The following is a 25,126-nucleotide window of genomic DNA, read 5'->3' on the forward strand; positions in this document are numbered from 1 at the left end:
CATGGCGGGAATCGGCCTCAGTCCAGCACCCGTGCCAGGTAGGCACGCAGCATTCGCCGCATCTCCTCGATGATCCGCTCGTCGCCCTGTGCGTCGACGCGGAAGGCGAGTTGGACCAGGGTGTCGGCGGTCTCGACGGCGATCAGGAAGGTCCGGCGAAGGTCGTCGTCGGGCGGGCGGCGCAGATGGCCGGACAGGAGGTCGGTGAGCCGGTCGGCGACGCGGTGGTTGGGTTCGGCGCAACGGGCGCCGACGGGGATCTGGTTGCCGAAGTCGACGAGGGAGAATCCGGGGGCGGTCCGCTTCATCGCCAGGTACTCGTCCAGGACGGCGTCCATGGCGGCGCGCCACCCGCCGTCCCCCGCTTCCCCCGCCTCCCCTGCCTTCCTCAGCCGCTCGGTGACGCGCTCCGTGTACCGGTCGAGGTTGCGCTGGGCGAGCGCGTCCACCATCTCCCGCTTGTTGCCGAAGAACCGGTAGACCGAGCCGATGGGCACGCCGGCGCGCACCGCGACGGCACGCGTGGTCAGCTCGTCGTAGCCGACCTCGTCGAGGAGATCGGCGCAGGCGTCGAGGATCCTGGCCAGCCGTTCGGCGCTGCGCCGCTGCACGGGCGCACGGCGAAGCGGGGTCGAGTGGGACACGGCTTCATCATGCCTTTCCCCGGCGAGCGGGTGAAGCGCGCCCGGCGGCAGGCCGGACCGCGCCCCGGCGCGGCTCCGCGATCACGGCCCGGGACGCGTCCTGCGGAGGCAGCGCCGGGGAGGAGTCCCTCGACGACGCGGCCCGGGACGACTCCGGGACCGAGGCCGTGATGTCGACCGTGCTCTGCACCGGGTGGCCGGCGACCGCCCAGACCGTGCCGTCGTCGGCGTGGAGGCGGACGGTGACGTGATGGGTGCCGTGGGGGACGAACCGGCCGGAGAGGCGGTACTCCGGGGCGCGCAGGCGGCCGACGAGCCGGCCGTCCACCAGCAGATGGGCGAGGCCGCGGCCCGCCGCCGCCCGGGCCGCCGTGCCGTCCGGGGAGAAACGGAAGCGGCGCACGGTCAGCCGTACGTCCCAGTCGCCGTCGGTGTCCGGCCACACCTCGACACGGACCTCGGGAGCGGCCTTCCGCTCCACCTCGCGGTAGCGCCGGCCCTCCTCGTCGGTGTGGTCGAGGAGCTTGCCCACGGGCTCGGCCGGTTTCCCGTCCGCCGGCCCGTGGGCGGCCTTTGGTCCACAGCCCACCGCCCCGGCGAACAGCAGAGCCGAGGCCGCGAGCGCAGCGAGTGATCCCCGCGTCCACGACGACATGACGGGGAGCGTAGAGCAGGGGCAGGCCCCGCCGGATCCCCCTGGAGTCGGGTTCCCTCCTCCGCCCGGAGTAGGGGGTCTTGCGCCCCGGAAAACGCAATCCTACGGTGTCCCATAGGAATCAGGTTGCAAGGGAGCGATCATGAGCGGGGACGCACGCAGGACCGCCGGGAAACCGACCTACCTCTCCGGTTTCGGCAACGAGCACAGTTCCGAGGCGGTTCCGGGCGCACTGCCCGAGGGCCGCAACTCCCCGCAGCGCGCCCCCCTCGGGCTGTACGCGGAGCAGCTCAGCGGTACGGCCTTCACCGAGCCGAGGGCCCACAACCGCCGCTCGTGGCTGTACCGGATCCGCCCGTCGGCCGCGCACCCGGCGTTCACCCGGACCGGCAACGGCACGATCCGCACGGCGCCGTTCACCGAGACGGTGCCCGACCCCAACCGGCTGCGCTGGAACCCGTTGCCGGAGCCCGCCCCGGGCACGGACTTCCTCGCCGGACTGTGGACCCTGGGCGGCAACGGCGACGCCACCCAGCGCACCGGCGTGGCCGTGCACCTGTACCACGCCGACTCCTCGATGGAACGCGTCTTCAGCGACGCGGACGGCGAGTTGCTGATCGTGCCGGAGCGCGGTGGGCTGCTGCTGCACACCGAGTTCGGGCTGCTGCAGGCCGGGCCGGGGGAAGTGGCGCTCGTCCCGCGCGGGGTGCGCTTTCGCGTGGAACTCCTCGACGCCACCGCGCGCGGCTACGTCTGCGAGAACTACGGCGCCCCCTTCCGCCTCCCCGACCTCGGCCCGATCGGCGCCAACGGCCTCGCGAACGCCCGGGACTTCCGCGCTCCGGTCGCCGCCTACGAGGACACCGAGGGCCCGGTGGAGGTGGTGAACAAGTTCTGCGGCACCCTGTGGACCGCGACCTACGACCACTCCCCGCTCGACGTGGTGGCCTGGCACGGCAACCTCGTGCCGTACGTCTACGACCTGCGCCGCTTCAATGTGATCGGCACGATCTCGTACGACCACCCGGACCCGTCGATCTTCACGGTGCTGACCTCGCCCTCCGACACCCCGGGCCTGGCCGGTGTGGACTTCGTCGTCTTCGCGCCGCGCTGGCTGGTCGGCGAGGACACCTTCCGGCCGCCGTACTTCCACCGGAACGTGATGAGCGAGTACATGGGCCTGATCGAGGGCGCCTACGACGCCAAGGCGGAGGGCTTCGTGCCGGGCGGCGGCTCGCTGCACAACATGATGTCGGCGCACGGTCCGGACCGGGAGACCTTCGACCGGGCGAGCGCGGCGGAGCTGAAGCCGCAGAAGATCGACGACGGGCTGGCGTTCATGTTCGAGACGCGCTGGCCGCTGACGCTCACGCCGCACGCGGCCGGGGCCGAGCACCTCCAGCGGCGGTACGACGACGTCTGGCAGGGGCTCGAGCGGAACTTCCGGCCCTAGGAGCTTTCCCTTGCCCTGATCGATTGTCTACCGGTACGGATGACCCGTGACCTCCTTCGCCCCCGATTCGATCGTCCTGAACCGCAAGTTGCCGCTGTGGTACCAGGTGTCGCAGTCGCTGCGCGCCTCGATCCTCGGCCGCTCACCCCAGGACCCGCTGCGCCTGCCCACCGAGGAACAACTGGCGGGGCACTACGGCGTGAGCGTGCTGACCATGCGGCAGGCGCTGAAGGAGCTGGAGGACGAGGGGCTGATCACCCGGCACCGGCGGCGCGGCACGTTCATCGAGCCCGGTGCCCGGCGGGGCGCCCCGGTGCGGCTCCTCGGCTCGGTGGACGCCATCGTGGCCCAGCAGTCCGGCATGACCACCGAGCTGCTGGCCCACGGTCCGGAGGCGGTGCCCGCCGAACTCGCCGAGTACTTCCCGGATCTGGGCGAGGTGGCGACGTACCACCGGCTGCGCGGCGACGAGAAGACCGGTGAGCCGACCAACCACGCCCGCAACTACGTCCGTCCGGAGCTGGCCCGCCGGATGGCGCCGGAGGACCTGGTGCGGTGGCCGATGACCAAGGTGCTGCGGGACGTGGTGGGCGCGGACATCAGCCGGATCACGGACACCGTCCAGGCCCGGCTGGCCGACCCGGAGACGGCGCGGCTGCTCCAGGTCCCGCTGCTCAGCCCGATCCTGCACTACACGGGGATCACCTACGACGCGGCGGGGCGGCCGCTGGACGTGGCGGTCATCCACTACCGGGGGGACCGCTTCTCCTTCACGGTCACCCTCGACGCCACCTGACCCGGCCGCCCGGGCCAGGTCGTACGATGCCCGGCGTGACGCACGACGACGCTGTGCCGCTGGCCGACCTCATGCCGTGGTCCGTCGCACCGCCGCGGCTGGGCCGGGGGTGGCCGGTGGCTCCCGACGCGGACTGCCTGAAGGCCCGTTGGGACGCCCTGCTGGCGGCCGAGGGCCCAGGCCGGGAGGCCCTGTTCGAGCCGACGCGCTCGCGCACGCCGTACACGGCCGTCGGGCAACTGCCGGGCCGTACCGGCGGCACCGGGAGGCTGATCCGCGCCTCGGGTCCGTGCCCGGAGCCGGTACGTGTGCTCGTGGCACCCTTCGACGAGCAGTGGCTGATCCCCGACCACCGCCTGATCGACGCGGCCCGCCCCGAGTTGTGGCGGGTGGCGGACGCCCGGCAGGTCTTCGTGGCGGAGACGGCCGCCGCGCCCGGCACGACGGAGCCGCTCCTGCTGGCGACGTCCCTGCTGCCCCTCCTGCGCCCAGGCCGTATCCGGCCCCTGTACCGCCGCCCGGGCGGCGCGGAACCGAACCTGGCACCGGGCCTGCTGGAGCACCTGGCCACCTGCCTCGGGCACTCCCCCACCCCGCTGGACGTCCTCGCCTGGACGCTGGCCGCGGTACGCTCCGGCCCCGGCGGCCCGGTCGTCCCGCTCACCGAGGACGCCGGACTCTGGGGGGCCGGTGTCGAGTGGGGCCGTCGCGCGCTCCGGCTCATGCGCCGCGACGGCGAGCGCCCCAAGCTCCCCGGCGGGCGCCGCCCCTACGTCCGCGCGCCCCTGCCTGCCCGCCCGCTCACCGTCCACTACGACCGCGCCAAGGAAACCCTCCACCTCGACGAGGGCCGGATCTCGCCGGTGCCGTCCGAGGCCTGGGACTTCGCGATCGGGCCGGTCCGTGTCCTGGAGCAGTGGTTCGCGGCGCGGGCTACGGAGGCCGGAGCGGGGACTCTGGCGGCCATCCGGCCTGCGGCCTGGACGCAGGCGTGGACGTCCGAATTGCTGGAGCTCATCACCGTCCTGGCGCTGCTGGCCGAACTCCGTCCGAAGAGAGATGAGTTGGCGATCCATGCCACGATCACGCCGGCCGGGCTGCGCAAGGCGGGCGTGTTGCCCGTACCGGACGCGGCCCGTCGGCCCGCTTCGGTGCTGGACCACCACGAGGAGGGTCCGGAAGGGCAGTTCACGCTGATCTGAGGCGATCTGAGGTGACCTACGCCCGGGCGGGGTCGAAGGCGTCCAGCACCCGCCCCAGAGCCCGCTCGAACACCGCCTCCAGGTCGATCGGCCCCGCGTCCTCCATGAAGGCCGCGGCCATGCGCGGATAGGCGCCGGTGGCGACCTGGCCGCCCAGGTAGGCGATCCGCACCGCGTTCTCCTGCTCCTCGGACCAGGGCAGCGAGCGGGTGCGTTCGGCGGTGGCCAGCTCGTTGGAGACGTACATGGTCACCACGGCGTTGACCATGGCGACCAGTTCCATCTTCGTGCCGTAGGACGCCTCGAGGGGGTCCAGGCAGACCAGGCAGTGCTCCAGGTAGCGCAGGGCGTTGGGGCTGAAGCCGTAGATCGCGGACATCAGGCGGGGCAGCCAGGGATGGCGGCGCATGAGGGCCCGGCTCTGGTGGGCCACCCGGAGCGTGTCGGCGCGCCAGTCGCCGCACGGCTCCCACAGCTCGTGCTCGCCGCTGACGACGTCCACCATCAGCTCGTACAGGTCCTCCTTGCGGGGGACGTAGTTGTACAGCGACATGGTGCCGCAGCCCAGCTCGGCGGCGACGTGCCGCATCGACACCGCGTCCAGCCCGCCGGCGTCGGCGATCCGTACGGCCGCCGCCGCGATGTCCGCACGCGTGTAGGCAGGCCTCGGCCCCCGTCCCGCCCGCTCGGGACGGGCCCAGATCACTTCGGGTTCGGCCGCTCGGCCAGCCATCGATCATCACCTCGCCCCACCATCGTAGTTACGTACACCGTACGCAGTGCGCTATGGTCGACCCATGACTGCTACGTACGCTGTACTTAGTGAAGGTCTGGAGAAGCGGTTCGGGGATGTCCACGCCGTGCGCGGCCTGGACCTGGCGGTGCCCGAGGGCACGGTCTGCGGGGTGCTCGGGCCGAACGGCGCCGGCAAAACGACGGCCGTACGACTGCTCACCACGCTGCTGCGGCCGGACGCGGGCTCGGTCCGGGTGGCCGGGCACGACCTGGTGCGCGAACCCGCCGCCGTCCGCCGCCGGATCGGGGTGACCGGACAGGACACGTCCGTCGACGCGGACCTCACCGGGCGGCAGAACCTGTGGCTGTTCGCCCGGCTGCACCGCGTCCCGAACGCGTCGGCGCGCGCCGACGAGCTGCTGGAGCGGTTCGGTCTCACCCAGGCCGCCGACCGGACCGCGTCCACCTACTCGGGCGGGATGCGGCGCCGCCTGGACCTCGCGGCCAGTCTGCTGCGCCGGCCCGCCGTGCTGTTCCTCGACGAGCCGACCACCGGCCTCGACCCGGCCAGCCGCAACCACATCTGGGACTCCGTGCGCGAACTGAAGCGGCAGGGCACGACGGTGGTGCTGACCACCCAGTACCTGGACGAGGCCGACCGGCTGGCCGACGACATCGCCCTGGTGGACCGGGGGCGCATCGCGCACACCGGCTCCCCCGCCGAGCTCAAGGCGCTGATCGGGACCCACGCCGAGGTCGTCGTCCCACACGCGGACGACATGCCGCGGGCGGCGGCCGTCCTGGACCGGCTCACCGGCTCCGAGCCGCTGTTCGAGCCGGAGCGGCGCGCCGTCGGCGCGGTCACCACCGACCCGACACTCACCCTGCCCCGGCTGGTGCGTGAACTCGACGCGGCGGGCGTGCCGTTGCTCGACGTGAGCCTGCGACCGCCCACCCTGGACGACGTCTTCCTCCGGCTGACCGGAGAATCCCGCGCAACGGAGGAGATCGCGGCATGAGCGCGCTCACGTACGACGGCAGGGCGATGGTGGGCCGGCAGCTGCGTCGGGTCCGCAACAACCCGGGCCTGGCGATCCTGACCCAGGTCATGCCGATCAACATGCTGCTGTTCTTCGGCTACGTCTTCGGCAGCGCGCTGGCGATGCCCGGCCGGGAGTACCGCTCCTTCCTGTTGCCCGGACTGCTCGCGGCGACCGCGGCGGGCGGCATCATGACCGGGATGTTCCAGGCGGCGCAGGACACGCACCGGGGCGTGATGGACCGCTTCCGCACCATGCCGGTGAGCCGGGCGGCCGTGCCGCTCGGGCAGGCGGTGGCCGACCTCGTCGTCACGGCCGTCGGGACGGTGCCGCTGCTGCTGGTCGGGCTGGCAGTGGGCTGGCGGATCGAGGGCGGTGCGGCGGACGCGCTGGGCGCGGTGGGCCTGTTGCTGCTGTTCCGGTTCGCGTGCACCTGGATCGGGATCCTCCTCGGGCTGCTCACCCGCAGCGAGGAGGCCGCCGGGCAGCTCGGCGCCGCCACCTTCGTGCTGCCGCTGCTGTCCAACGCCTACATCCCGACCGACAACCTGGCGGGCTGGCTGCGCGCGACGGCCGAATGGAACCCGATCAGCGCGGTGACCACCGCCCTGCGCGACCTCTTCGGCAACGCCCCCGTCCCCGAGGGCGCCGCCTGGCCGGTGGCCCACCCCGTCGCCGGATCGCTGGCCTGGTGCGCGCTCCTGATCGCCGTGTGCGCACCCCTCGCCGTCCGGCGTTACGCCCGTGGAGAGGACTGACAGCGACTACCGGAACGCCCTGACCGCCGGCCGGCGCGTGCCCCCGCTCGGCGGTCAGGCGCCCCGGCCGTGCCCCCGGCACGCAGGGCGACCCCGTCGGTGACCGGCCACGCCCCGCTGCTGACAAAGCCACCGGGCGCGGGTGATGATCCAGGGCATGGATCAGCTTCCGCCGCCCCTGGAGGGCATCACCGTGGTCGCTGTCGAGCAGGCCGTGGCGGCGCCGTTCGCCACCCGGCAGCTCGCCGATCTCGGAGCCCGGGTCATCAAGGTCGAGCGGGTGGACGGGGGTGACTTCGCGCGCGGGTACGACACCGCGGCGGGCGGACTCGCCTCGCACTTCGTGTGGTGCAACCGGGGCAAGGAGTCGATCGCGCTGGACCTGAAGGACCCGCGGGGTCTGGCCCTCGTACGGCGTCTGGTCACCCGGGCGGACGTGTTCGTGCAGAACCTCGCCCAGGGCTCGGCGGCCCGGCTCGGGCTGGACGCGGCGACACTGTGTGCCGAACATCCGCGGCTGATCGCCGTCGACATCTCGGGCTACGGGTCAGGGGGTCCGTACGCTCACAAGCGGGCCTACGACATGCTCGTGCAGTGCGAGGCGGGGCTGGTGTCCGTGACCGGCACACCGGAGCAGCCGGTGAAGGCGGGGATCCCGGCGGCGGACGTCGCGGCGGCCATGTACGCGTTCTCCGGCGTGCTGGCCGCGCTGGTGCGGCGCGGCGCGACCGGGCGCGGCGGTCCGGTGGAGGTGTCGATGCTCGAGGCGCTCGCCGAGTGGATGGGGCATCCGCTGCATCACGCGCTGCACGGCGGGACCGCCCCGGCGCGCACCGGCCTTGCGCACGCCGTCATCGCCCCCTACGACGCCTTTCCGACCGCGGACGGCGTCCTGGTGCTGCTGTCGGTGCAGAACGACCGGGAGTGGCGCAGGCTCGCCGAACAGGTGCTGGGCCGGCCCGAGCTGGGGACGGATCCGGCGTTCGCGACGAACGCGGCGCGGGTCGAGAACCGGGAGCGCACCGACGAGCTGGCCGGAAAGGCGCTGGGTGCGCTGGATGCCGACGAGGCGATGGCCCGGCTGGAGGGCGCGGGCATCGCCTGCGCGCGGCTGAGGGACGTGCACGAGCTCGCGGGGCATCCGCAGCTGGCGGCCCGGGAGCGGTGGCGGGAGGTGGGGACGCCGGTCGGGCCGCTCAGGGCGCTACTGCCCCCGATCACGCTGCCGGGCGGGACCGGGCCGAGCATGGGGGACGTGCCCGCGCTCGGACAGCACACCGGGCCGCTGCTGCGCGCCGTGGGGATGACGGACAGCGAGATCGCGGAGCTGCGCCGGGACGGTGTGGTGGCCTGAGCGCGGGTCAGGTGAACGGGCCGAGGGGCCGGCGGTCGGGACTCAGCGCGCGCCGAACAGCGAGCGGCGCAGCCGGCGCAGCGGTGCGAACAGCGACACACGGTGGACCCGAGCGCGCCTGCCGGTGCGGTCGTGCGGGCCGCGTGCGGTCAGCTCGCGCATCAGCGACGTCGCCTCGGCCGTCTCCCGCTGCGGCACGGCGGGGCCGGCCAGCACCGACAGATGGCGGTCGAGACGCGAGCTGGTCGCGCTGCTCCCGCAGGTGATCGCAGGGACTCTGGCCCTGCTGCGCACTGTTATCTGCTCCATGTCACTCCCCACCCGTACGAGTCCACCCGGCCCGGGCAGACTAACCCTATCGCCCCGGCCGGGCACTCGTGTATCGCGGTGGCAGGATTCACCTTCTGTGGAGGGGTGTTGACGATTACCCACCGAATCCGACAGATTTCAAGGCGAGTTGAACAATTGCGCCCGTAGTGGGCCGAAGTGACCCACGGCCGGCATGCGCGCAGCCGCGTGAGCGGGCGGAGGCCCCGGCGGTCAGGGCCTCCGCTTCAAGCGCGAAGGAAGTTCTGCCGGCGCCGAGAGGTCAGGCAGCGCTGTTGAACACCGGCAGGTAGCCGCCGGACTGGCCGGCCGCCGTCGGGTGGTACGAGTCGCTGATGTGGAGCCAGTCCACACTGTGCAGCCAGGAGTTGCCGGAGCAGATCTCGTGGCCGGTGAAGGTGGAGCGGACGTCACCGAAAGTGAAGCCGTGGTTGGCGGCGACCTTGGCGATCGCGACGTCCATGTAGTCGGAGGCGGCGTTGATGGCGGAGCGCTTGGTGTCGGAGAGTCCGAGGCAGAGCTGCCCGATCAGGTAGAAGCGCGGGTACCCGATCACGACCACGCGCGCGTTCGGCGCCTTGCCGCGGATCGTCGAGTAGAGGTTGTCGAGCTTGCCGGGCAGCGTCGAGTCGATGTACGCCCTGGCGGTGTTGATGCGGTCGATGCAGCCGCTGTCGGACTGCAGCACACAGGTCGTCATGACGTCGGCGAATCCGGCGTCGTTGCCGCCGATGGTGATCGAGACGAGAGAGGTGGCGGAGTTGAGCGAGCCGAGCTGCTTCGCCAGCACATCGTCCGTACGGGCGCCCGAGCAGGCCTGGAAGTCGAACGAGGACGGCGAGTGGGCCGCGTTCCAGAGGTAGGGGTAGGCGTTCGTGCTGCGGCTGCAGTCGCCGCTGGAGCTGATGTAGTTGCCGGCGCCCACCCCGGAGGAGTAGGAGTCACCGAGGGCCACATACGGGCCGCTCGCCGCCAGTTGGGATGCCTGGGCCGCCGCCGCCCCTGTCAGGGCGAGGCAGACGGCCAGGAGGAGAGAACCGACATAGGCGGAAACGCGGGAACTTCGTCTCATGGAACCTCCCTATTAGCAGGAACTCTGCGGTAACCGTGGTAGCAGCTACGCGTGTTGAGTGGGAAGTGTCCATGTCAAAACTCTTATGCGATCAACGAAAACCGTTGTGACGCACGAGGCCCGGGAGGTCAGGAACCGGCCACTCGAAAGGGTTGCGCGGGCGGGCGAGAGCCCGTACGGGCGGCTTCCGCATCTTGACGGGCGCCGTGGGCTGCGCGACATTGAAGCCCGGCATCCGGCGCTTCGGGGGGCAAAGTCGCCAATGCAGACCATAGGCATCAAGACAGCTTCAACACCGGACACACAGCGGGCGCGGCCAGGGCCGGGGAGGGACCTGTCACCGCTGCTCGCGGGCGCCGCGACGGCAGTCGCGGGGATCGGCGCGCTGCTCGCGCTCACCGGCTCCGGCTCACCGCTGCGCGGTCCGCTGACGCTGTTCTTCCTGCTCGCGGCGCCGGCCGCGGCCATCGCCGCCGCCCTGCGCGGGCTGGATCCTTTCGGCCGTGTCCTCGTCTCGGTGGCGGGCTCCGTCGTTCTCGACATGCTGGTGGCCCAGGGGATGCTGGCCGTGCACCGATGGTCCGTCAGCGGCGGACTGCTGGCCGTCACCGCGTTCAGCTCCCTCGTTCTCCTGCTGGTTCTGGTACGGCGGCGCGGCCGTACGGCGAGAAGACAGGGCTCCTGACGTGGACATCAGCGTGTACCGCCCCGGCGAGCTGACCGCCGCCGACCGCACGGCGTGGACCGCGATGCAGTCCAAGGCCCATCTGCACGGTGCGGAGGAGCTGGCGAACCCCTTCCTGTCCCCCGAGTTCGCGCTCGCGGTGGGCCGGTGCAGACGCGGGGTGCGGATCGCGGTGGTCCGGGAGGACGGCGAACCCGCCGCGTTCTTCCCGTTCCAGAGATCGGCCACCGGCGTCGGCCGGGCCGTCGGGCTCGGCGTCTCCGACTGCCAGGGCCTGGTGCACCGGCCCGGCTTCACCTGGGACACCCGCGAGCTGCTGCGGGCCTGCTCACTGGCCGTCTGGGAGTTCGACCACCTGGTCACCGGTCAGGAGCCGTTCGAGGCGGGAGCCTCCGGCAGCTTCCCGTCCCCGGTCATGGACGTCGACCGGGGCTACGCCACCTATCTGAGTGAACTGCGCGCGCGCTCACCGAAGTTCACCCGGACCACGCTCGCCAAGGAGCGCAGGCTGGGCCGTGACACGGGCCCGGTGCGCTACGTCCACGACGAGCGCGACCCCGCCGTGCTGCACAAGCTGATGGCCTGGAAGTCCGCCCAGTACCGGCGGACCGGGCGCAGCGACCGCTTCGCGCACGAGTGGATCACCCGTCTGGTCACCCGGCTGTTCCACACCCGCTCCGATCCCTTCGCGGGAATCCTGTCGGTGCTGTACGCGGACGGCCGGCCGGTCGCCGCCCACTTCGGACTGCGCACCGAACGGGTCCTGGCCTGCTGGTTCCCGGCCTACGACCCGGCGTTCGCGAAGTTCTCCCCGGGGCTGGTCCTGCATCTGCGCATGGCCGAGGCGGCCGCCGCCGACGGCATCGCGTACCTGGATCTCGGCCGGGGCCAGAAGGAGTACAAGGACTCCCTGAAGACGCGCGAACTCAGCGTGTCCGAGGGGTGGGTGACCAGACGTCACCCGGTGGCGGTCGGGCATCGGGCGCGTCGCGCCCCGGTCCGGGCGCTGCGCAACACGGTGCTGTCGCGGCCGGAACTGTTCGGGCCCGCGGACAGGATCCTCCGACGCGTGGGACACCTTCGCTCCAGGCACTGAACCGCACATACAGGGTTGCGTTACGGCAAAACCAACAAAAACGTGAGGCCTCGTTCCAGGTCTTGCCATACTGGTTCAATCATCAATACCGTCGTACATCTCACCCGCATCGGACCGTCGGCAAGCGGCTCAAGGGGAGGGCTCGGGGCCGAGACGTTCCGGCGCGGAGCGCGGTAGGGGGGTGCCGTGCTCGGTGACCGCAGGTGTGACCGAGCCGTGCCGCGCGACCGGCTGCCGTTCTTCCGGCAGGCCGGGCAGCTTTGCCAGCTCACCCGGCGTGCCAGGAGAACCGTTCCGGCGCGCCCCGGGTGATCAACCCCCCTTTCGAACCGGACACACAGCCGGGCCGCCCGAGGGGCGGGCGACCCGCCGGACGAGAGGGAACACGACTCATGAGCTCCGTTCTGCGCCCGCCTTCGTCGGGACAGGGTCCGACGCTCACCACGGAATATCGGCCCATCTCCTCGCACCTGGCCATCACACCGCCGGTGAGCGTGGTGATCCCCGCCATGAACGAGGCGGAGAACCTGCCCTACGTCTTCAAGACGCTTCCGGAGTGGATCCACGAAGTGGTTCTCGTGGACGGCAACTCCACCGACGGCACCGTCGAGGTGGCCCGGGAACTGTGGCCCAAGGTGAAGGTCGTCGGGCAGCACGGCAAGGGCAAGGGGGACGCCCTGATCACCGGATTCGAGGAGTGCACCGGCGACATCATCGTGATGGTCGACGCGGACGGCTCGGCCGACGGCGGCGAGATCGTCTCCTATGTCTCCGCCCTGGTCTCGGGCGCGGACTTCGCCAAGGGCTCCCGGTTCGCCAACGGCGGGGGCACCGACGACATGACCTTCATCCGCAAGCTCGGCAACCGGGCCCTGTGCGCCGTGGTCAACCGCAAGTTCGGCGCCCGCTACACCGACCTGTGCTACGGGTACAACGCGTTCTGGCGGCACTGCCTGGACAAGATCGAGCTGGACTGCACCGGCTTCGAGGTCGAGACGCTGATGAACATCAGAGTGGTCAAGGCCGGACTGAAGGTGCAGGAGATCCCCAGCCACGAGTACCTGCGCATCCACGGGACCAGCAATCTGCGCGCCGTGCGGGACGGGCTGCGGGTGCTGAAGGTGATCCTCGCGGAGCGGTCCAACCGGCGTGAACTGCGCCGCCGGGTCCGCCGGTCCCCGATGCTCGAAGCGCTGCGGGGAGAGGCGTCTTGAGCGGTCTCGGCATCTCCGTCGTGATCTGCGTCTACACCGAGGACCGCTGGGAGGACATCCTCGCGGCGGTCTCCTCGGTGCGGGCGCAGTCCCGGCCCGCCCTGGAGACCCTCCTGGTGGTGGACCACAACCCGGCGCTGCTGGAGAGGCTGGCCGAGGAGTACAAGGAGTACAGGGAGTACCGGGACGACGGCGGGGTGCGGGTGCTCGCCAACGCGGGCCCACGCGGCCTGTCCGCCGGCCGCAACACGGGCATCGCCGCCTCCCGCGGCGAGATCGTCGCCTTCCTCGACGACGACGCCGTGGCCGAGCGCGACTGGCTGCGGTACTTCGCCGAGGGGTACGCGGACCCGCGGGTCATGGCCGTGGGCGGCCGGACGGTTCCGGTCTGGGCGTCGGGCCGCCGGCCGGCCTGGTTCCCGGAGGAGTTCGACTGGGTGGTGGGTTGCACCTACCGCGGCCTGCCGCCCGGCCGGGTCCGGGTGCGCAACGTGCTCGGCGGCAACGCCTCCTTCCGGCGCACGGCGTTCGAGGCGGCGGGCGGCTTCGCCACCGGCATCGGCCGCGACGGCGACAAGCGCCCGCTGGGCTGCGAGGAGACGGAGTTGTGCATCCGGCTCACCCGGGCCCTGCCGGACGCGGTCCTCCTGATCGACGACCGGGCCGTCATCCACCACCGGGTGCCCGAGGCACGCGAGCACTTCCGCTACTTCCGCACCCGCGCCTACGCCGAGGGCCTGTCGAAGGCGCTGGTCGCGCGGAGCGTCGGCGCGCAGAAGGGCCTCGAGTCCGAGCGCCGCTACAGCACCCGGGTGCTGCCCGCCGGGGTGGCCCGCGGGCTGCGGGACGCGCTGCTGGCCCGACCGGGCGGCGCGGGCCGGGCCGGAGCGATCGTCGCCGGGGTACTCACGGCCGCGGGCGGCTACGCCGTCGGCAACGCCAGGGCCCGGCGGACCGGCACGACGTTCTCGGCGACCGCGATCGACCAGACCCCGCCGAGCGGGACGACCGCGCGGACGCCGCCGGGTGGAAGGGCCGCGCAGGACAAGGGGGGACCTACCGCATGAACGGCCGTATCAGCGTACCCGTGCCGGTGCTCATGTACCACGCGGTCGCGCCGGAGCCCAACGAGGCCACCCGTGAACTGTCCGTGGCGCCGGAGGCGTTCGCGGAGCAGATGGCCGTGCTCAAGGACCGGGGCTTCCAGCCGGTCACCACGGCCCGGCTGGCCGGGCACTGGCGCGGCACGGGCCTGCCGCCGCTGCCCCCGAACCCCGTCCTGATCACCTTCGACGACGGGTACGAAGGCGTGCACCGCTACGCCCTGCCGACACTGGACCACTACGGCTTCCCCGCCACGCTGTTCGTCTCCACGGGCTGGATCCGCGGCGCCCACGACACCGGCGGGGGCCTGGACACCATGCTCGACTGGGACCAGGTGCGCGAACTCGCGGCCGGCGGGGTCGAGATCGGCGGGCACAGCCACACCCATCCGCAGCTCGACCAGCTCGACGACGACACCCTGTGGTCGGAGCTGATCCGCTGCAAGGAGATCGTCGCCGGGGAACTGGGCACCGTGCCCGCCTCGTTCGCCTACCCCTACGGCTACTCCAGCAGCCGGGTACGGGCCCGGGTGCGGGCGGCGGGCTTCACCCAGGCCCTCGCCGTCGGCAACGCCCTGGCCCGCCGGCGGCAGGGCCCGTACGCCCTGCGCCGGCTCACCGTACGCCGCGCCACCACCACCGAGGAGTTCGAGCGGATCGTCCAGGGCCGCGCGATCACCCGGAACTTCGCCAGGGACCGTGCCCTCACCAAGGGTTACGCCATGGTCCGCAGAGCCCGACAGGTCCGCCGGAAGGCCATCCGTACCCGTGTCTGACACGACCACCACCACCGAGGCATCGGCCACCGGGCCCGAGGCGCCCGATCAGCAGGGGCGCCGTCTGCGGCTGCCCGGACGGGGCCGGTCCCCGGGCGGCAACCCGCTGTTCCGCAACGCCTACGCGCTGATGCTCAACACCGGGATCTCCGCGGTGCTGGGCCTCGGCTACTGGCTGGTCGCCGCCCGCTACTACTCCGACGACGCGGTCGGCCAGGGCTCGGCCGCCATCGCCGCCATGAAGCTCCTCGCCGGGCTGACGGCGGTCACGCTCACCGGCGCCCTGGCCCGCTTCATCCCGATCGCCGGCCACGCGACCAGGCACCTCATTGCCCGTACGTACATGGGCAGTTCGGTGATCGTGGGGTGCGCGGCCGGGGTGTTCCTGCTCACCCTCGACGTGTGGGGGCCGTCGTACCGCTTCCTGCACGGGCTCACCCACGGCCTCGGCTTCGTCGTCGCCGTCATGGCGTGGAACCTGCTCACCCTCCAGGACGGGGTGCTGACCGGGCTGCGCAACGCGCCCTGGGTCCCGGTGGGCAACACCGCGTTCTCCGCGGTGAAGCTGGCCCTGCTGGTGGGGCTCGCCGCCGCGATCCCGACGACCGGCGTCTTCGTCTCCTGGGTCGCGGCGATCGCCTTCTCCATCGTGCCGCTGGGCTGGCTGGTGTTCCGGCGCCTGGTGCCCCGGCACGTACGGGCAACCGAGGACCACGCCAAGCCGCCGACGGCCAAGGAGCTCGGGCGGTTCCTGGCCGGCGACTACACCGGCTCGCTGTTCTCCCTTGCGGTCGTCTACCTGGTGCCGGTGATCATCGCCGCGCAGGTCAGCTCCGCCGACAACGCGTACTTCTACATCACGACCACGATCGGCGGCACGGTCAACCTGCTCGCCATCAACATGGGTGCCTCGCTGACCGTCGAGGGGTCGCACGACCCGGCCCGGCTGGCCGCCAACACCCGTGCGGCACTGAAGCGGATGACCCGCATCATGCTGCCCATCTGCGGACTGCTGTTCCTGCTGGCCCCGTACATCCTGCACGTCTTCGGCGAGGGCTACGCGCACGCGGCCACCCCGCTGCTGCGCTGGTTCGCCGTCGGCGCGCTGCTGCGGGTCGTGATGGAGACGTACTTCGCCGTGCTGCGCGCCCAGAGCCGTACCGCCGGACTGGCCTGGTTGCAGGGTCTGTTGTGCGCGCTGGTTCTTGGCCTGACGGTGCTGCTGCTCCCCCGGATGGGACTGACCGGCGCCGGCGTCGCGGAGATCTCCAGCCTGGCCGTGATCGTCGCGATCGCCGCGCCGAAGCTGTACCGGACCGTCAGGGCCGCGCCCGCCGCCGGCGTCCCCGACGAGGCGGCGCCCGACGGGGACCTCGCCGACCTGGGGGCGCGCGAGGCCCCCGCCGACACCTCGCCGCCCCGGCGGCCCGCCTGGGCGCTGGACTCCGACACCGTCGCCCTGGGCCTCCACGTCGACTTCGATCACGTGGAGCGCCGGCCTGACGTACGCCCCGGACCGGGCACCCCGCCCGGCGGCACCGCGGCGGCGGACCCCGACCTGCCGCCGGCCGGGCCGCACGGCCCGCAGGCGCTGGGACTGCCGGTGGAGGAGCGGAAGCCGGACCCGCCGTCCTCGCCGGAACCGGCCGAACGGGAGGTGGACGCCCCGTTCGGGACGGAGGAGCGGGCCGTGCTACCGGACGGTGCGTACTCCCCCGCCGAGCGTGCCGCCGCACCGAACGGCCCGTCCACCACCGGCGATCGGGGCGCCGCACCGGACGGGTCGTACACCACCGAGCCGGCCGTAGCACCGGACGGCCCGTACTCCACCGGCGAGCGTGCCGTCGTACCGGAGGCGGGCTTCGCGGCCGGGGACCGGGGCGTCGTGTCGGAGGTGGGGGTGGGGACCTCGCCGCGGGAGGTCGCGGCGGAGGAGGACGCCCTCGCCCCGAGCGGGCCCGGCCCGTCCTGGCGGCAGCGGCTCGTGCCCACCCGGGCCGGTGTCCTGCTCGGCTGTCTGCTGACCGCGGCCCTGCTGCTGTACTGGGTGCCCGCGCTGCGTCTGGACGACTCCGACCTGGACCGGATGGGCGGCCTCGGCCTCGTCTCGGTGCTGCCGCTGCCGACCCTGGCCGGCGCCGCGCTGCTGATCGGGGTGTTCGCCGCGCTGCTGTGGCTGCGCCGCGAACACCGGGCGCTGCTGCTGGTCACCCTGGTCGCCACCGTCGTCTCCCTGCACGCGCTGCCCGCGGTGATCGAGAGCGCGCCGCGCTTCGCCACCGCCTGGCAGCACCTCGGCTTCCTCGACTTCATCGACCGCACCGGAGCGGCCGTACCGGACCTGGACGCGCGGTGGAGCTGGCCCGGGTTCTTCGCGGTGGCCGCCTTCGTCGCCCGCGCCTGCGGTCTGAGCGACCTCACCGAGGTCATCCGCTGGTGGCCACTGACCGTCCAACTGCTCTACCTGCCCCCCATGTTCCTGCTGACCCGCTCCCTACGGGCGAGCTGGCGGGCCAGGTGGACCGGCGTGTGGATCTTCGTGCTCGGCGGCTGGGTGGGCCAGGACTACTTCTCCCCGCAGGGCTTCACCTATCTGCTGTACCTGGCCTTCGTGGCGATCCTCCTCGTCTGGTTCCGGGCGCCGCGGATGCTGTGGACCAAGGCCCGGCCCGGCGAGGCCGAGGTGGAGCCGACCGACCGCCGGCAGCGGGCGGTGCTGCTCCTGGTGCTGATCGGCCTGTTCGCCGCCAGTGTCCCGGCGCACCAGCTCACCCCGTTCGTGATGCTGGGGGTTCTGGCCGTGCTTGTCCTGGTCCGCAGGTCCGAACTGCGCGGTCTGCCGGTGCTGTTCGCGGTGCTGGCGGCGTTCTGGCTGGGGTTCATGGCCGAGCCGTACTGGTCCGGGCACTTCGACGAGCTGTTCGGCGGGGTCGGCGGGGTCGGCAGCAACGTCTCGACGTCCGTCTCCGGCCGGATCCAGGGCGGCGACTCGACCCACAAGCTGGTGCTGTACACGCGCGTGCTGCTGGCCGGTTCCGTGATGGCCTTCGCCTGCTGGGGCTGGTGGCGGCGGCGCGAGCACAAGTACCGCGAGCGGTCCCTGCCGGTGCTCGCCTTCGTGCCGTTCCTCGGCTTCGGCATGCAGTCCTACGGCGGCGAGATGGCGCTGCGGGTCTTCATGTTCGCCCTGCCCGGGGCCGCCCTGCTCGCCGCGCTCGCGCTCTTCCCGCGCACCGGCGCCACCGCGGAGGAACGGGACAAGGACCGGGTGAGCCTGGCGCCGCTGGCCGCGCTGATGGCGGGCCTGCTGCTGATGGGCGGCTTCCTCGTCGCCCGGTGGGGCAACGAGACCTTCGAGCGGATCCGGTCCGGCGAGGTCGCGGCCATGGACTACGTGTACGCCCACGACAGGCCGACGGTACGGCTGCTGTGGCTGAGCAACGACCCGGCCACCAACGTCACTCCGGCCATGCCGTGGGGCGCGCGGGACATGGAGCGCGTCGACTACGTGCCCACCCTGGCGCCGACCGACCCGGTGCTGGTCTCCGGACTGGTCAAGTCGCTCAAGGACGCGGGCCCGAACGCGTACCTGATGGTCAACCGCAGTCAGGTGACGTATCTGCGGATGGACGTGGGCTACTCGGCCACCTGGGAGTCGCGGCTGGTGCGCCACCTCGACGACCGGCGGGAGCTGAGGAAGGTCCTCGGCAACGACGACGTGAGCCTGTACGAGCTGCGCGAGCAGCCCACCGGTCCCGTGCCCGAGCCGAACCCGGGGCCGATCGGGCCGCGGGTGACGTGGACGCCGTGGTCGGTGGTCGGCGCGCTGGCGGCGCTGGCGCTGACCGTGATGCTGACGGCCCGGGAGCTCGTCCGGGTCGCGATGCGGCCCAGTGTGCGCCGGCTGCGGTGGCTCCAGGGCAGCTTCTGGTTCTCGCTGCCGCTGCTGGGGGTGCTGTTCGCCTCGCTGGTGCAGCGGTTCCTGACCCTGGGAGGCGGCTGAGCGGACGGCGGGCGGAGCGGCTGCGGCGGACTACCGCCGCAGCCACTTCACCTCGTACGCCTTCATGTCGAAGCGCCTGCCGTCGACCTGCGCGCTGATCGTGCGGTTCAGGGTGTTGACCACCAGGACCGTCCGGTCGTCGGCCAGGACGCGCACGTTGGGCACGTCGTCCGGGGCGACGGAGACCGTCCGGTACCCGGTGCCCGGCGGGAACGCCCGGTGGAAGCGGGAGACCAGGTCGTACATGGGCAGCGCCCGGCCGCCCCCGGAGGAGTCGGTCGGGGTCCACAGGCAGCCGGGGCAGTCGCCCGTGCGGTTCTCGGGGTTCCAGTAGAAGCCGGTGGAGGCGCCGCCCCTGGCCATGGCGATCAGGCCGGCGGCCTGGACGGCGACACGGTGCGGTTCGGACCAGTCCTTGCGGTCGTCGTTGCGGTCGGCGGGCTCGACGTAGTACTCGGCCCACCACAGCGGCAGGCCGCCCGTCTGCCGCCGCACCCAGCGGCCGACGTCCGTGAGCTTGTCGGTGGCGCGGAACTCGTCGGGCAGCAGGTCGTCGTCCTTGGTGTAGCTGGAGCCGTCCACGACGACGAAGTCGGCGCCCGCCCTGTGCTCGTTCCAGTAGGCGAAGGCGTCCAGGACCCGCTGGTCCATGGCTCCCCAGGGGCCCCGCAGGACGGTGGAGGCGTCCTGCTTCTGCCGCGGGTCGACGCTGTCCATCACCAGGTACGGCCCGCCCACCATGATCGTGGGGTCGACCCGTTTGAGCGCCTTGTAGACGAGGTTGTAGAGGTCGGTGTAGCCCTCGTAGTCCCAGCGGCCCTCGGCGTTGTTCCAGAAGCCCTTGAACTCGTTCCAGACGATGAAGTGGCGTACGTCCGGGTAGCGCTTGGCTACGGTCGCGGCGAGTGCCGCGTAGTCCTTGTAGTGGCCGCGGGTCGGGGCGGTCTCCAGGGCGTCCTGGCTCCAGTCGGTGTTGTCCACGCCGGCCCGGCCGCCCTTCATCCAGTCGGGCGCACAGCACAGCGTGATCACCGGGGTGCCGCCCGAGGCGCGGACGAAGTCGATCCGCCGGTCCAGCGCCTCGAAGTCGTAACGCCCCTTGACCGGCTCGGGGTTGTCGGCGCCCCAGCCCATGATCGCCTGGTTCTGCGGCAGGCCGCCGTCCCTCGCCAGCAGCTTTCCGGCCCGGCCGGTCGCGGCGGCGCTGCCCTCGTCGGCGCTGAACTGGGTGTGGGTGAAGCCCCAGCCGACGTCCGGCCCGTCGTCTTCGGGCGGGGTCGCCGGTGTCCCGTGCACCCTGCCGCCGTCGCGTGTGGTGCCCTCGGTGCTCGCGCCGCCGGGAAGCGTGCTGAGCAGGGCCACGACCAGGGCCACCGCCGTCACTCCCACGCCGAGCAGCGCGGTGAGCCGCCACCGCCCCGCCTCCGGATTCCCCCCATGACGTCTCATCAAGGACAACAGTACGGGCGGACATCATCCACGGGACAGGGTTCGGGCACGCTCGGCCCGCCGGGTACCTTGTCGGAGCGCCGGGCGCGGGACGCGCGGGGAAACCGGGTGCGCACGGCGGCCTCGTGACAGATCATGGCGGCATGTCCGCGAACCCGCACGACGCTCTGCCGATCCGGCTCAACGTCGACGACTCCGACTCGCCGTCCGACGTCGTCGACGCGCTGTTCCTCGGCCGCTTCGCGTCGGGCGAGCAGCCGTACTCGCACGCGGTGAACATCGACCGCGTACGCCCCGGCGCCGCCCTGCTGCCCCAGGACGCCCGGGTGCTGCGCGCGGCCCGCGACGACGACCGCAGCGCGACCCTCGCCGAGGGCGAGGGCTGGACGCTGCTGGTCTCCCGGTGGAACCGGGGCGCCGACGTCACGGTCACCGCGACCAGCCCCGAGCTGGCCGATAAGGTGCTGGAGGAGGCGACGGACGGCGCCACGGACGAGCCGGAGCCGCAGCCGGAGAACGTGACGATGGGCTTCTGGTACGTCTCGCCCCGGCGCGGCCCGCACCGCACCACCCGGCAGATCTCGGCGGGCACCTGGGACGAGCTGCGGCCGAACTACACCGCCCCGGTCGCCGACGCCATGGACCGGCTGATGAAGACGACCCCCGAGGACATCGCGGGCCGGCTGCTCCTGCTGCACGGGCCGCCGGGCACCGGCAAGACCTCGGCGCTGCGGACCCTGGCCCGGTCCTGGCGCGACTGGTGCCAGGTGGACTGCGTGCTGGACCCGGAGCGGCTGTTCGGGGACGTCGGCTACCTCATGGACATCGCCATCGGCGAGGAGGACACGGCGGGCAAGGGGCGCTGGCGGCTGCTCCTGCTGGAGGACTGCGACGAGCTGATCCGGGGCGAGGCCAAGCACACCGCGGGCCAGGCGCTGTCCCGGCTGCTGAACCTCACCGACGGCCTGCTCGGCCAGGGGCGCAACGTGCTGGTCGGGGTGACGACCAACGAGGACCTGGAGCGCCTGCACCCGGCCGTGGTCCGCCCGGGCCGGTGCCTGGCCCGCATCGAGGTGGGCCGGCTGACCCGCCGCGAGGCGGTGAACTGGCTGGGCACCGAGGAGGGCGTGGGCCGCGAGGGGGCGACCCTCGCCGAGCTGTACGCGCTGCGGCGGGGCACGTCGCCGACGGCGCTGCCCGAGCCGCGCGAGGGGGCCGACGCGGGCCTGTACCTGTGACGGGTCCCCGGGCGGGCACCGGTGCTTTGATGGGCGTATGACCCTGTTCGTCGGGACATCGGGCTGGCAGTACAAGGACTGGCGGGGCGTGCTGTACCCGCAGGGGTGCCCCACACGGCTGTGGCTGGAGGAGTACGCCACCGCCTTCGCCACCCTGGAGGTCAACAACGCCTTCTACCGGCTGCCCGCGCGGGAGACCTTCGAGGCCTGGCGGGAGCGGGTCCCGGCGGACTTCGTGGTCGCGGTGAAGGCGAGCCGGTACCTCACCCACATCAAGCGGCTGAAGGACCCCGAGGAGCCGGTGCACCGCCTGATGTCGCACGCGGCGGGCCTCGGCGACCGGCTGGGTCCGGTGCTGCTCCAGCTCCCGCCGAACCTGCGCGCGGATCCGGACCTGCTGGACGCGTGCCTGGCGTGCTTCCCGTCCGGCACCCGGGTCGCGGTCGAGCCGCGCCACGAGTCGTGGTGGACGCCGCGGGTGCGCGAGGTGCTGCGGGCCCGGGGCGCCGCCCTGTGCTGGGCCGACGCCTACGCCCGCCCGGTCACGCCGCTGTGGCGGACGGCCGGCTGGGGATACGTCCGCTTCCACGTGGGCCGCGCCCGGGCCTGGCCGCACTACGGCCGGCGGTCGCTGGAGACCTGGGTCGACCGGATCGCCACCACCTGGCCGGGCGAGCGGGACGTGTACGCCTACTTCAACAACGACCCGACGGGGGCGGCGGTCCAGGACGCGGTGGTGTTCGCGCGGGCGGCCGGGAGGGCGGGCCTGGCGGTGACCCGCACCCCGGCGCTCACGGGTGACCGGCCGAAGGTCCCGCCGGGCCGGTGACGTCGCACGGCCACCATCCCTGAAGGCCCTACCGCTCCCCGTAGGCCGCCCGCAGGGCGTCCCGTACGGCGGCGAGCGCGTCCTCCTCGGGGAGCCCGAGCCGGCGCACCCGCTCGGCGTACGCCTGGGCGGCGGCCGCAGTCTCCCGCGCCGCCGCCGAGTCCGCGGCGGCCACGAACGTGCCGTTGCGCCCGCGCGTCTCGATCACGCCGTCCGCCTCCAGTGCCCGGTAGGCCTTGGCGACGGTGTTCGCCGCGAGCCCGAGCGACTCGGCCAGCCCGCGCACCGTGGGCAGCCGGTACCCCACCGGCAGCACCCCCGACCGCGCCTGCTCGGAGATCTGCGCCCGCACCTGCTCGTAGGGGGGCGCCCCGTTCTCGATGTGGATCTTCAAGGTCACGGGGTGATTGTCCCGCACGCGTACGCGTCCGACCCAGCGGAAAATGGGAGGCGTCCCAGCGGTCCCCGCCGTAGCGTGCCCCACCATGACCGTGATGATCCGGGAGCTGCGCCCCGACCTGCCGGCCGACCTCGAGGGCTTCGCCCGCGTCCGGCACCTCGCCCTGCCGTACATACTCGTCACCCCCGACTCGCTCGTCCACGACCTCACCCACATGCACCCCGACGCCCACTACCGGCCGCTGGTCGCCGTGGCGGACGGCGAGGTGATCGGCACCGCGCAGGTGCACTTCTCCCACGAGAGCACCGAGCCCGGCCAGGGCAACGTCAACGTGTACGTGCACCCCGGGCACACCCGCCGCGGCGTCGGCACACAGCTCGTGCGGGCCGCCGAGGAGCACATGGCGACGCACGGGGCGGCCCGGCTGCACTCCTGGGTCCTGGACGAGCCGGGCAACCATGCCTTCGCCCGGTCGCACGGCTACCGCCCCAGCCGCTCCGCCTACTTCCTGCGCCTGGACCTGGCGAACGGCACGCTCCCCCCGCTCCAGGACCCGCCCCCGGGCGTGGAGCTGCGCCGGGGCTCGGACTTCGCCGACGACCCGCGTCCCCTGTTCGAGCTGGACGCGGAGACGACCGCGGACGAGCCGGGCGACGTGGACTTCGAGTTCACCGACTACGAGGCCTGGCTGGAGGAGACCTGGCGGCACCCGCTGCTCGATCTGGAGCTGACCTCGGTGGCGGTGGCCGACGGCCGGCCCGCGGCCTTCACCGCGGCCCGCACCGACGGCGGCACCCGCTACAGCACCGGCATGACGGGCACGGCCCGCGCCTTCCGCGGCCGGGGCCTGGCCAAGCTCGCCAAGAACGACTCGCTGCACCGCGCCCGGGCCGCCGGGTACACGGAGGCGTTCACCGGCAACGACACCGGCAACGCCCCGATGATCGCGATCAACGAGTGGTTCGGGTACGAGGTCTGCGCGACGGAGGTGCGCCATGTCCGCGAACTCGGCTGAGACCGGCGGTCGCCCGCAGGCGCCGGCGGAGGTGGAGGTCGTCCTCGTCAAGGGCGGCCGCGTCAAGATCCGCTACCGGGGCGTGCTCGTGTCCGACGACGGCACGCGCGTCACCGTCCGGGCCGGTTGGGCGGGCGAGGGCGTCCGCGACTTCGGCTTCGTGCGCTTCGAGCCGGGCGACGTCTTCACCGAGCACTACTGGCGCGACCGGTGGTACTCCGTGAAGGAGGTCTGCGACGCCGGGGGCGCGCTGAAGGGCTGGTACTGCGACGTCACCCGCCCCGCCACCCGCTCCGGCACCGACCTCGTCGTCGAGGACCTCGACCTGGACCTGTGGCGCTCCGCCGACGGCGCGGACGTACGGCGTCTGGACGAGGACGAGTTCGCGGCGAGCGGCCTGGCGGACACCGACCCCGCGGCCGCGGCCGCCGCCCTGGCCGCCCTCGACGAACTGGAGGGGCTGGCCCGCGCGGGTGGCTTCGAGTCGCTGCTGACCTGATTCCCGCGCCGACGCGCGCCGGCTCAGTTCGAGGCCACCACCGAGTACCGCTCGTCGTCCACCTCCCGGCCCCACAGCCGTGCGTCGGCCGACAGTGACTCCAGGTGGATGTGGGCGGCGAGTGGCCGAAGAAGCATGGTCAGCCGGTCCGGGGGTATGCCGACGGGGGTGAGCGTGCCCCAGACACCCGAAGCGCTCCCCGCCCACCGGCGGGTCCGCCGCGTCACCGACCAGCCCCGGAGTGACACCCACCACTGACAACCGAATCGTGACAGCCGCCACAGACAGACCCGCACCGATAAGCGACTCTCGCCCGAAAGGTCCTACCTCCGTACGCAGACGGATCCGGTAGGCCTCGAAGGAGGCAGCCATGCGCCGAGCGACAGTGCACAAGCCCCTGAGGAAGACGGACACCCGCCGCGTCAGCGAGGAAGCCGACGAGCGCCCCGCAGGACGGCCCGAGGTCCGCAAGGACATCGCGCGCACGTGGTGGCCGGACACATGACCGGCGGCCGAGCCGTGAGACGAGGAAGAGGTGGTCCGCGCGCGTCTCGATCACGACGAGCCCCGTCACCCTCTCCCCTTCGGGCTGCCGGACGACGAACACCTTCCCCGCCGCCACGTTCGCCGCGTGGTCCGCCTCCATGGGCACCGGGACGACTCCGATGCGTTCGATGTAGGGGCGGTAGGCCGCGTCGGTCACCGCCTTCACGGCCGGTACATCGGCGGCCGTCGCCGCCGTGATCCCCTCGTCCCGGACCTCGCCTTCATCGACCAGGTCCA

At 72.6% G+C, this 25,126-nt stretch carries 24 protein-coding genes and 1 pseudogene; 17 read left to right on the forward strand and 8 right to left on the reverse strand.

Annotated elements, in window-relative coordinates; all coding sequences use genetic code 11:
- Positions 1 to 17: 17 nt before the first annotated feature.
- Together ACIHCX_RS21985 and ACIHCX_RS21990 are read right to left on the reverse strand one after the other, a co-directional pair.
- Entirely contained in the window at positions 18 to 644 is a 627-nt protein-coding gene (locus tag ACIHCX_RS21985; protein WP_400031893.1) for a TetR family transcriptional regulator, read from the reverse strand.
- Positions 645 to 651: 7 nt separating this feature from the next.
- A complete protein-coding gene (locus tag ACIHCX_RS21990; RefSeq protein ID WP_400031895.1) occupies positions 652 to 1,299 on the reverse strand; it encodes a hypothetical protein in 648 nt (215 codons plus the stop codon).
- Positions 1,300 to 1,441: 142 nt separating this feature from the next.
- Between ACIHCX_RS21990 and hmgA the strand changes: the two genes are divergently transcribed.
- From hmgA to ACIHCX_RS22005, 3 genes are read left to right on the forward strand one after another with little or no spacing between them, the layout of a single operon-like run.
- Entirely contained in the window at positions 1,442 to 2,752 is a 1,311-nt protein-coding gene (gene hmgA, locus ACIHCX_RS21995) for a homogentisate 1,2-dioxygenase (RefSeq protein ID WP_400031897.1), read from the forward strand.
- A gap of 46 nt (positions 2,753 to 2,798) precedes the next feature.
- Positions 2,799 to 3,548, forward strand: coding sequence for a GntR family transcriptional regulator (locus ACIHCX_RS22000; protein ID WP_400031899.1), 750 nt, complete (start codon positions 2,799 to 2,801; stop codon positions 3,546 to 3,548).
- 26 nt (positions 3,549 to 3,574) lie between these two features.
- Complete coding sequence (locus ACIHCX_RS22005; RefSeq protein ID WP_400031901.1) at positions 3,575 to 4,750, forward strand: type ISP restriction/modification enzyme; 1,176 nt, start codon at positions 3,575 to 3,577, stop codon at positions 4,748 to 4,750.
- A gap of 16 nt (positions 4,751 to 4,766) precedes the next feature.
- On the opposite strand, the gene ACIHCX_RS22010 is transcribed toward ACIHCX_RS22005, so the two are convergent.
- Positions 4,767 to 5,483 carry a TetR/AcrR family transcriptional regulator gene (locus tag ACIHCX_RS22010; RefSeq protein ID WP_400031903.1) on the reverse strand — a complete coding sequence of 239 codons (717 nt, stop codon included), beginning with the start codon at positions 5,481 to 5,483 and terminating at the stop codon, positions 4,767 to 4,769.
- A 64-nt stretch (positions 5,484 to 5,547) separates the two neighbouring features.
- On the opposite strand from ACIHCX_RS22010, the gene ACIHCX_RS22015 reads away from it, so the two are divergent.
- The 3 genes from ACIHCX_RS22015 to ACIHCX_RS22025 all read left to right on the forward strand — a co-directional run bounded on the left by ACIHCX_RS22015 (position 5,548) and on the right by ACIHCX_RS22025 (position 8,637).
- Entirely contained in the window at positions 5,548 to 6,504 is a 957-nt protein-coding gene (locus tag ACIHCX_RS22015; protein ID WP_400031905.1) for an ATP-binding cassette domain-containing protein, read from the forward strand.
- Positions 6,501 to 7,283: an ABC transporter permease gene (locus ACIHCX_RS22020; RefSeq protein ID WP_400031907.1), complete on the forward strand. Its 783-nt coding sequence runs from the start codon at positions 6,501 to 6,503 to the stop codon at positions 7,281 to 7,283. Before ACIHCX_RS22015 ends, ACIHCX_RS22020 begins: the two co-directional genes overlap by 4 nt.
- Before the next feature lie 145 nt (positions 7,284 to 7,428).
- A complete protein-coding gene (locus tag ACIHCX_RS22025) occupies positions 7,429 to 8,637 on the forward strand; it encodes a CaiB/BaiF CoA transferase family protein (RefSeq protein ID WP_400031909.1) in 1,209 nt (402 codons plus the stop codon).
- 42 nt (positions 8,638 to 8,679) lie between these two features.
- Here the strand turns inward: ACIHCX_RS22025 and ACIHCX_RS22030 are convergent, their stop codons facing one another.
- Together ACIHCX_RS22030 and ACIHCX_RS22035 are read right to left on the reverse strand one after the other, a co-directional pair.
- On the reverse strand, positions 8,680 to 8,946 hold the full coding sequence (locus ACIHCX_RS22030; protein ID WP_141362413.1) for a hypothetical protein: 267 nt from the start codon (positions 8,944 to 8,946) through the stop codon (positions 8,680 to 8,682).
- A gap of 280 nt (positions 8,947 to 9,226) precedes the next feature.
- Entirely contained in the window at positions 9,227 to 10,036 is an 810-nt protein-coding gene (locus tag ACIHCX_RS22035) for an SGNH/GDSL hydrolase family protein (RefSeq protein WP_400031912.1), read from the reverse strand.
- A gap of 262 nt (positions 10,037 to 10,298) precedes the next feature.
- On the opposite strand from ACIHCX_RS22035, the gene ACIHCX_RS22040 reads away from it, so the two are divergent.
- From ACIHCX_RS22040 to ACIHCX_RS22065, 6 genes are all read left to right on the forward strand, one after another.
- Positions 10,299 to 10,721: a hypothetical protein gene (locus tag ACIHCX_RS22040; RefSeq protein ID WP_400031914.1), complete on the forward strand. Its 423-nt coding sequence runs from the start codon at positions 10,299 to 10,301 to the stop codon at positions 10,719 to 10,721.
- A 1-nt stretch (position 10,722) separates the two neighbouring features.
- On the forward strand, positions 10,723 to 11,817 hold the full coding sequence (locus tag ACIHCX_RS22045) for a GNAT family N-acetyltransferase (protein WP_400031916.1): 1,095 nt from the start codon (positions 10,723 to 10,725) through the stop codon (positions 11,815 to 11,817).
- Positions 11,818 to 12,209: 392 nt separating this feature from the next.
- The gene (locus tag ACIHCX_RS22050) at positions 12,210 to 13,031 is read left to right on the forward strand and encodes a glycosyltransferase family 2 protein (RefSeq protein ID WP_400031918.1); all 822 of its coding nucleotides are present in this window, start codon (positions 12,210 to 12,212) and stop codon (positions 13,029 to 13,031) included.
- Positions 13,028 to 14,098 carry a glycosyltransferase family 2 protein gene (locus ACIHCX_RS22055; RefSeq protein WP_400031920.1) on the forward strand — a complete coding sequence of 357 codons (1,071 nt, stop codon included), beginning with the start codon at positions 13,028 to 13,030 and terminating at the stop codon, positions 14,096 to 14,098. The genes ACIHCX_RS22050 and ACIHCX_RS22055 overlap by 4 nt, the downstream gene beginning before the upstream one ends.
- A complete protein-coding gene (locus ACIHCX_RS22060; RefSeq protein WP_400031922.1) occupies positions 14,095 to 14,910 on the forward strand; it encodes a polysaccharide deacetylase family protein in 816 nt (271 codons plus the stop codon). The genes ACIHCX_RS22055 and ACIHCX_RS22060 overlap by 4 nt, the downstream gene beginning before the upstream one ends.
- Complete coding sequence (locus tag ACIHCX_RS22065) at positions 14,903 to 18,913, forward strand: lipopolysaccharide biosynthesis protein (protein WP_400031924.1); 4,011 nt, start codon at positions 14,903 to 14,905, stop codon at positions 18,911 to 18,913. The genes ACIHCX_RS22060 and ACIHCX_RS22065 overlap by 8 nt, the downstream gene beginning before the upstream one ends.
- A 30-nt stretch (positions 18,914 to 18,943) precedes the next feature.
- Here the strand turns inward: ACIHCX_RS22065 and ACIHCX_RS22070 are convergent, their stop codons facing one another.
- Positions 18,944 to 20,362 carry a xylan 1,4-beta-xylosidase gene (locus ACIHCX_RS22070; protein ID WP_400031926.1) on the reverse strand — a complete coding sequence of 473 codons (1,419 nt, stop codon included), beginning with the start codon at positions 20,360 to 20,362 and terminating at the stop codon, positions 18,944 to 18,946.
- A 143-nt stretch (positions 20,363 to 20,505) separates the two neighbouring features.
- On the opposite strand from ACIHCX_RS22070, the gene ACIHCX_RS22075 reads away from it, so the two are divergent.
- Both ACIHCX_RS22075 and ACIHCX_RS22080 read left to right on the forward strand, forming a co-directional pair.
- Positions 20,506 to 21,600, forward strand: coding sequence for a DUF5925 domain-containing protein (locus ACIHCX_RS22075; protein ID WP_400031928.1), 1,095 nt, complete (start codon positions 20,506 to 20,508; stop codon positions 21,598 to 21,600).
- Between the two features lie 37 nt (positions 21,601 to 21,637).
- Positions 21,638 to 22,429: a DUF72 domain-containing protein gene (locus tag ACIHCX_RS22080; protein WP_400031930.1), complete on the forward strand. Its 792-nt coding sequence runs from the start codon at positions 21,638 to 21,640 to the stop codon at positions 22,427 to 22,429.
- 28 nt (positions 22,430 to 22,457) lie between these two features.
- Here the strand turns inward: ACIHCX_RS22080 and ACIHCX_RS22085 are convergent, their stop codons facing one another.
- Positions 22,458 to 22,829, reverse strand: coding sequence for a GntR family transcriptional regulator (locus ACIHCX_RS22085; RefSeq protein ID WP_400031932.1), 372 nt, complete (start codon positions 22,827 to 22,829; stop codon positions 22,458 to 22,460).
- A gap of 85 nt (positions 22,830 to 22,914) precedes the next feature.
- On the opposite strand from ACIHCX_RS22085, the gene ACIHCX_RS22090 reads away from it, so the two are divergent.
- From ACIHCX_RS22090 to ACIHCX_RS22100, 3 genes are all read left to right on the forward strand, one after another.
- Positions 22,915 to 23,844: a GNAT family N-acetyltransferase gene (locus ACIHCX_RS22090; protein ID WP_400031934.1), complete on the forward strand. Its 930-nt coding sequence runs from the start codon at positions 22,915 to 22,917 to the stop codon at positions 23,842 to 23,844.
- Entirely contained in the window at positions 23,825 to 24,343 is a 519-nt protein-coding gene (locus ACIHCX_RS22095) for a DUF402 domain-containing protein (RefSeq protein ID WP_400031936.1), read from the forward strand. Before ACIHCX_RS22090 ends, ACIHCX_RS22095 begins: the two co-directional genes overlap by 20 nt.
- 370 nt (positions 24,344 to 24,713) lie before the next feature.
- The gene (locus ACIHCX_RS22100) at positions 24,714 to 24,848 is read left to right on the forward strand and encodes a hypothetical protein (protein WP_400031938.1); all 135 of its coding nucleotides are present in this window, start codon (positions 24,714 to 24,716) and stop codon (positions 24,846 to 24,848) included.
- 15 nt (positions 24,849 to 24,863) lie between these two features.
- Here ACIHCX_RS22100 and ACIHCX_RS22105 read toward each other — a convergent pair.
- Positions 24,864 to 25,121 (reverse strand): annotated as a pseudogene (locus ACIHCX_RS22105) (hypothetical protein); the annotation flags it as partial.
- Between the last annotated feature and the right edge of the window lie 5 nt (positions 25,122 to 25,126).

The organism is Streptomyces sp. NPDC052043, from assembly GCF_044548235.1.
Lineage (GTDB): Bacteria > Actinomycetota > Actinomycetes > Streptomycetales > Streptomycetaceae > Streptomyces.

What these genes read in the sequence shown, in the direction of transcription:
- ACIHCX_RS22015 (WP_400031905.1), top strand. Translation starts at nt 5,548, where the DNA reads ATGACTGCTACGTACGCTGTACTTAGTGAAGGTCTGGAGAAGCGGTTC.
- ACIHCX_RS22090 (WP_400031934.1), top strand. Translation starts at nt 22,915, where the DNA reads ATGACCGTGATGATCCGGGAGCTGCGCCCCGACCTGCCGGCCGACCTC.
- ACIHCX_RS22010 (WP_400031903.1), bottom strand. Translation starts at nt 5,483, where the DNA reads ATGGCTGGCCGAGCGGCCGAACCCGAAGTGATCTGGGCCCGTCCCGAG.
- ACIHCX_RS22025 (WP_400031909.1), top strand. Translation starts at nt 7,429, where the DNA reads ATGATCCAGGGCATGGATCAGCTTCCGCCGCCCCTGGAGGGCATCACC.
- ACIHCX_RS22050 (WP_400031918.1), top strand. Translation starts at nt 12,210, where the DNA reads ATGAGCTCCGTTCTGCGCCCGCCTTCGTCGGGACAGGGTCCGACGCTC.
- ACIHCX_RS22005 (WP_400031901.1), top strand. Translation starts at nt 3,575, where the DNA reads ATGCCCGGCGTGACGCACGACGACGCTGTGCCGCTGGCCGACCTCATG.
- ACIHCX_RS22040 (WP_400031914.1), top strand. Translation starts at nt 10,299, where the DNA reads ATGCAGACCATAGGCATCAAGACAGCTTCAACACCGGACACACAGCGG.
- ACIHCX_RS22080 (WP_400031930.1), top strand. Translation starts at nt 21,638, where the DNA reads ATGACCCTGTTCGTCGGGACATCGGGCTGGCAGTACAAGGACTGGCGG.
- ACIHCX_RS22075 (WP_400031928.1), top strand. Translation starts at nt 20,506, where the DNA reads ATGTCCGCGAACCCGCACGACGCTCTGCCGATCCGGCTCAACGTCGAC.
- ACIHCX_RS21990 (WP_400031895.1), bottom strand. Translation starts at nt 1,299, where the DNA reads ATGTCGTCGTGGACGCGGGGATCACTCGCTGCGCTCGCGGCCTCGGCT.
- hmgA (WP_400031897.1), top strand. Translation starts at nt 1,442, where the DNA reads ATGAGCGGGGACGCACGCAGGACCGCCGGGAAACCGACCTACCTCTCC.
- ACIHCX_RS22060 (WP_400031922.1), top strand. Translation starts at nt 14,095, where the DNA reads ATGAACGGCCGTATCAGCGTACCCGTGCCGGTGCTCATGTACCACGCG.
- ACIHCX_RS22100 (WP_400031938.1), top strand. Translation starts at nt 24,714, where the DNA reads ATGCGCCGAGCGACAGTGCACAAGCCCCTGAGGAAGACGGACACCCGC.
- ACIHCX_RS22020 (WP_400031907.1), top strand. Translation starts at nt 6,501, where the DNA reads ATGAGCGCGCTCACGTACGACGGCAGGGCGATGGTGGGCCGGCAGCTG.
- ACIHCX_RS22030 (WP_141362413.1), bottom strand. Translation starts at nt 8,946, where the DNA reads ATGGAGCAGATAACAGTGCGCAGCAGGGCCAGAGTCCCTGCGATCACC.
- ACIHCX_RS22035 (WP_400031912.1), bottom strand. Translation starts at nt 10,036, where the DNA reads ATGAGACGAAGTTCCCGCGTTTCCGCCTATGTCGGTTCTCTCCTCCTG.
- ACIHCX_RS22095 (WP_400031936.1), top strand. Translation starts at nt 23,825, where the DNA reads ATGTCCGCGAACTCGGCTGAGACCGGCGGTCGCCCGCAGGCGCCGGCG.
- ACIHCX_RS22070 (WP_400031926.1), bottom strand. Translation starts at nt 20,362, where the DNA reads ATGAGACGTCATGGGGGGAATCCGGAGGCGGGGCGGTGGCGGCTCACC.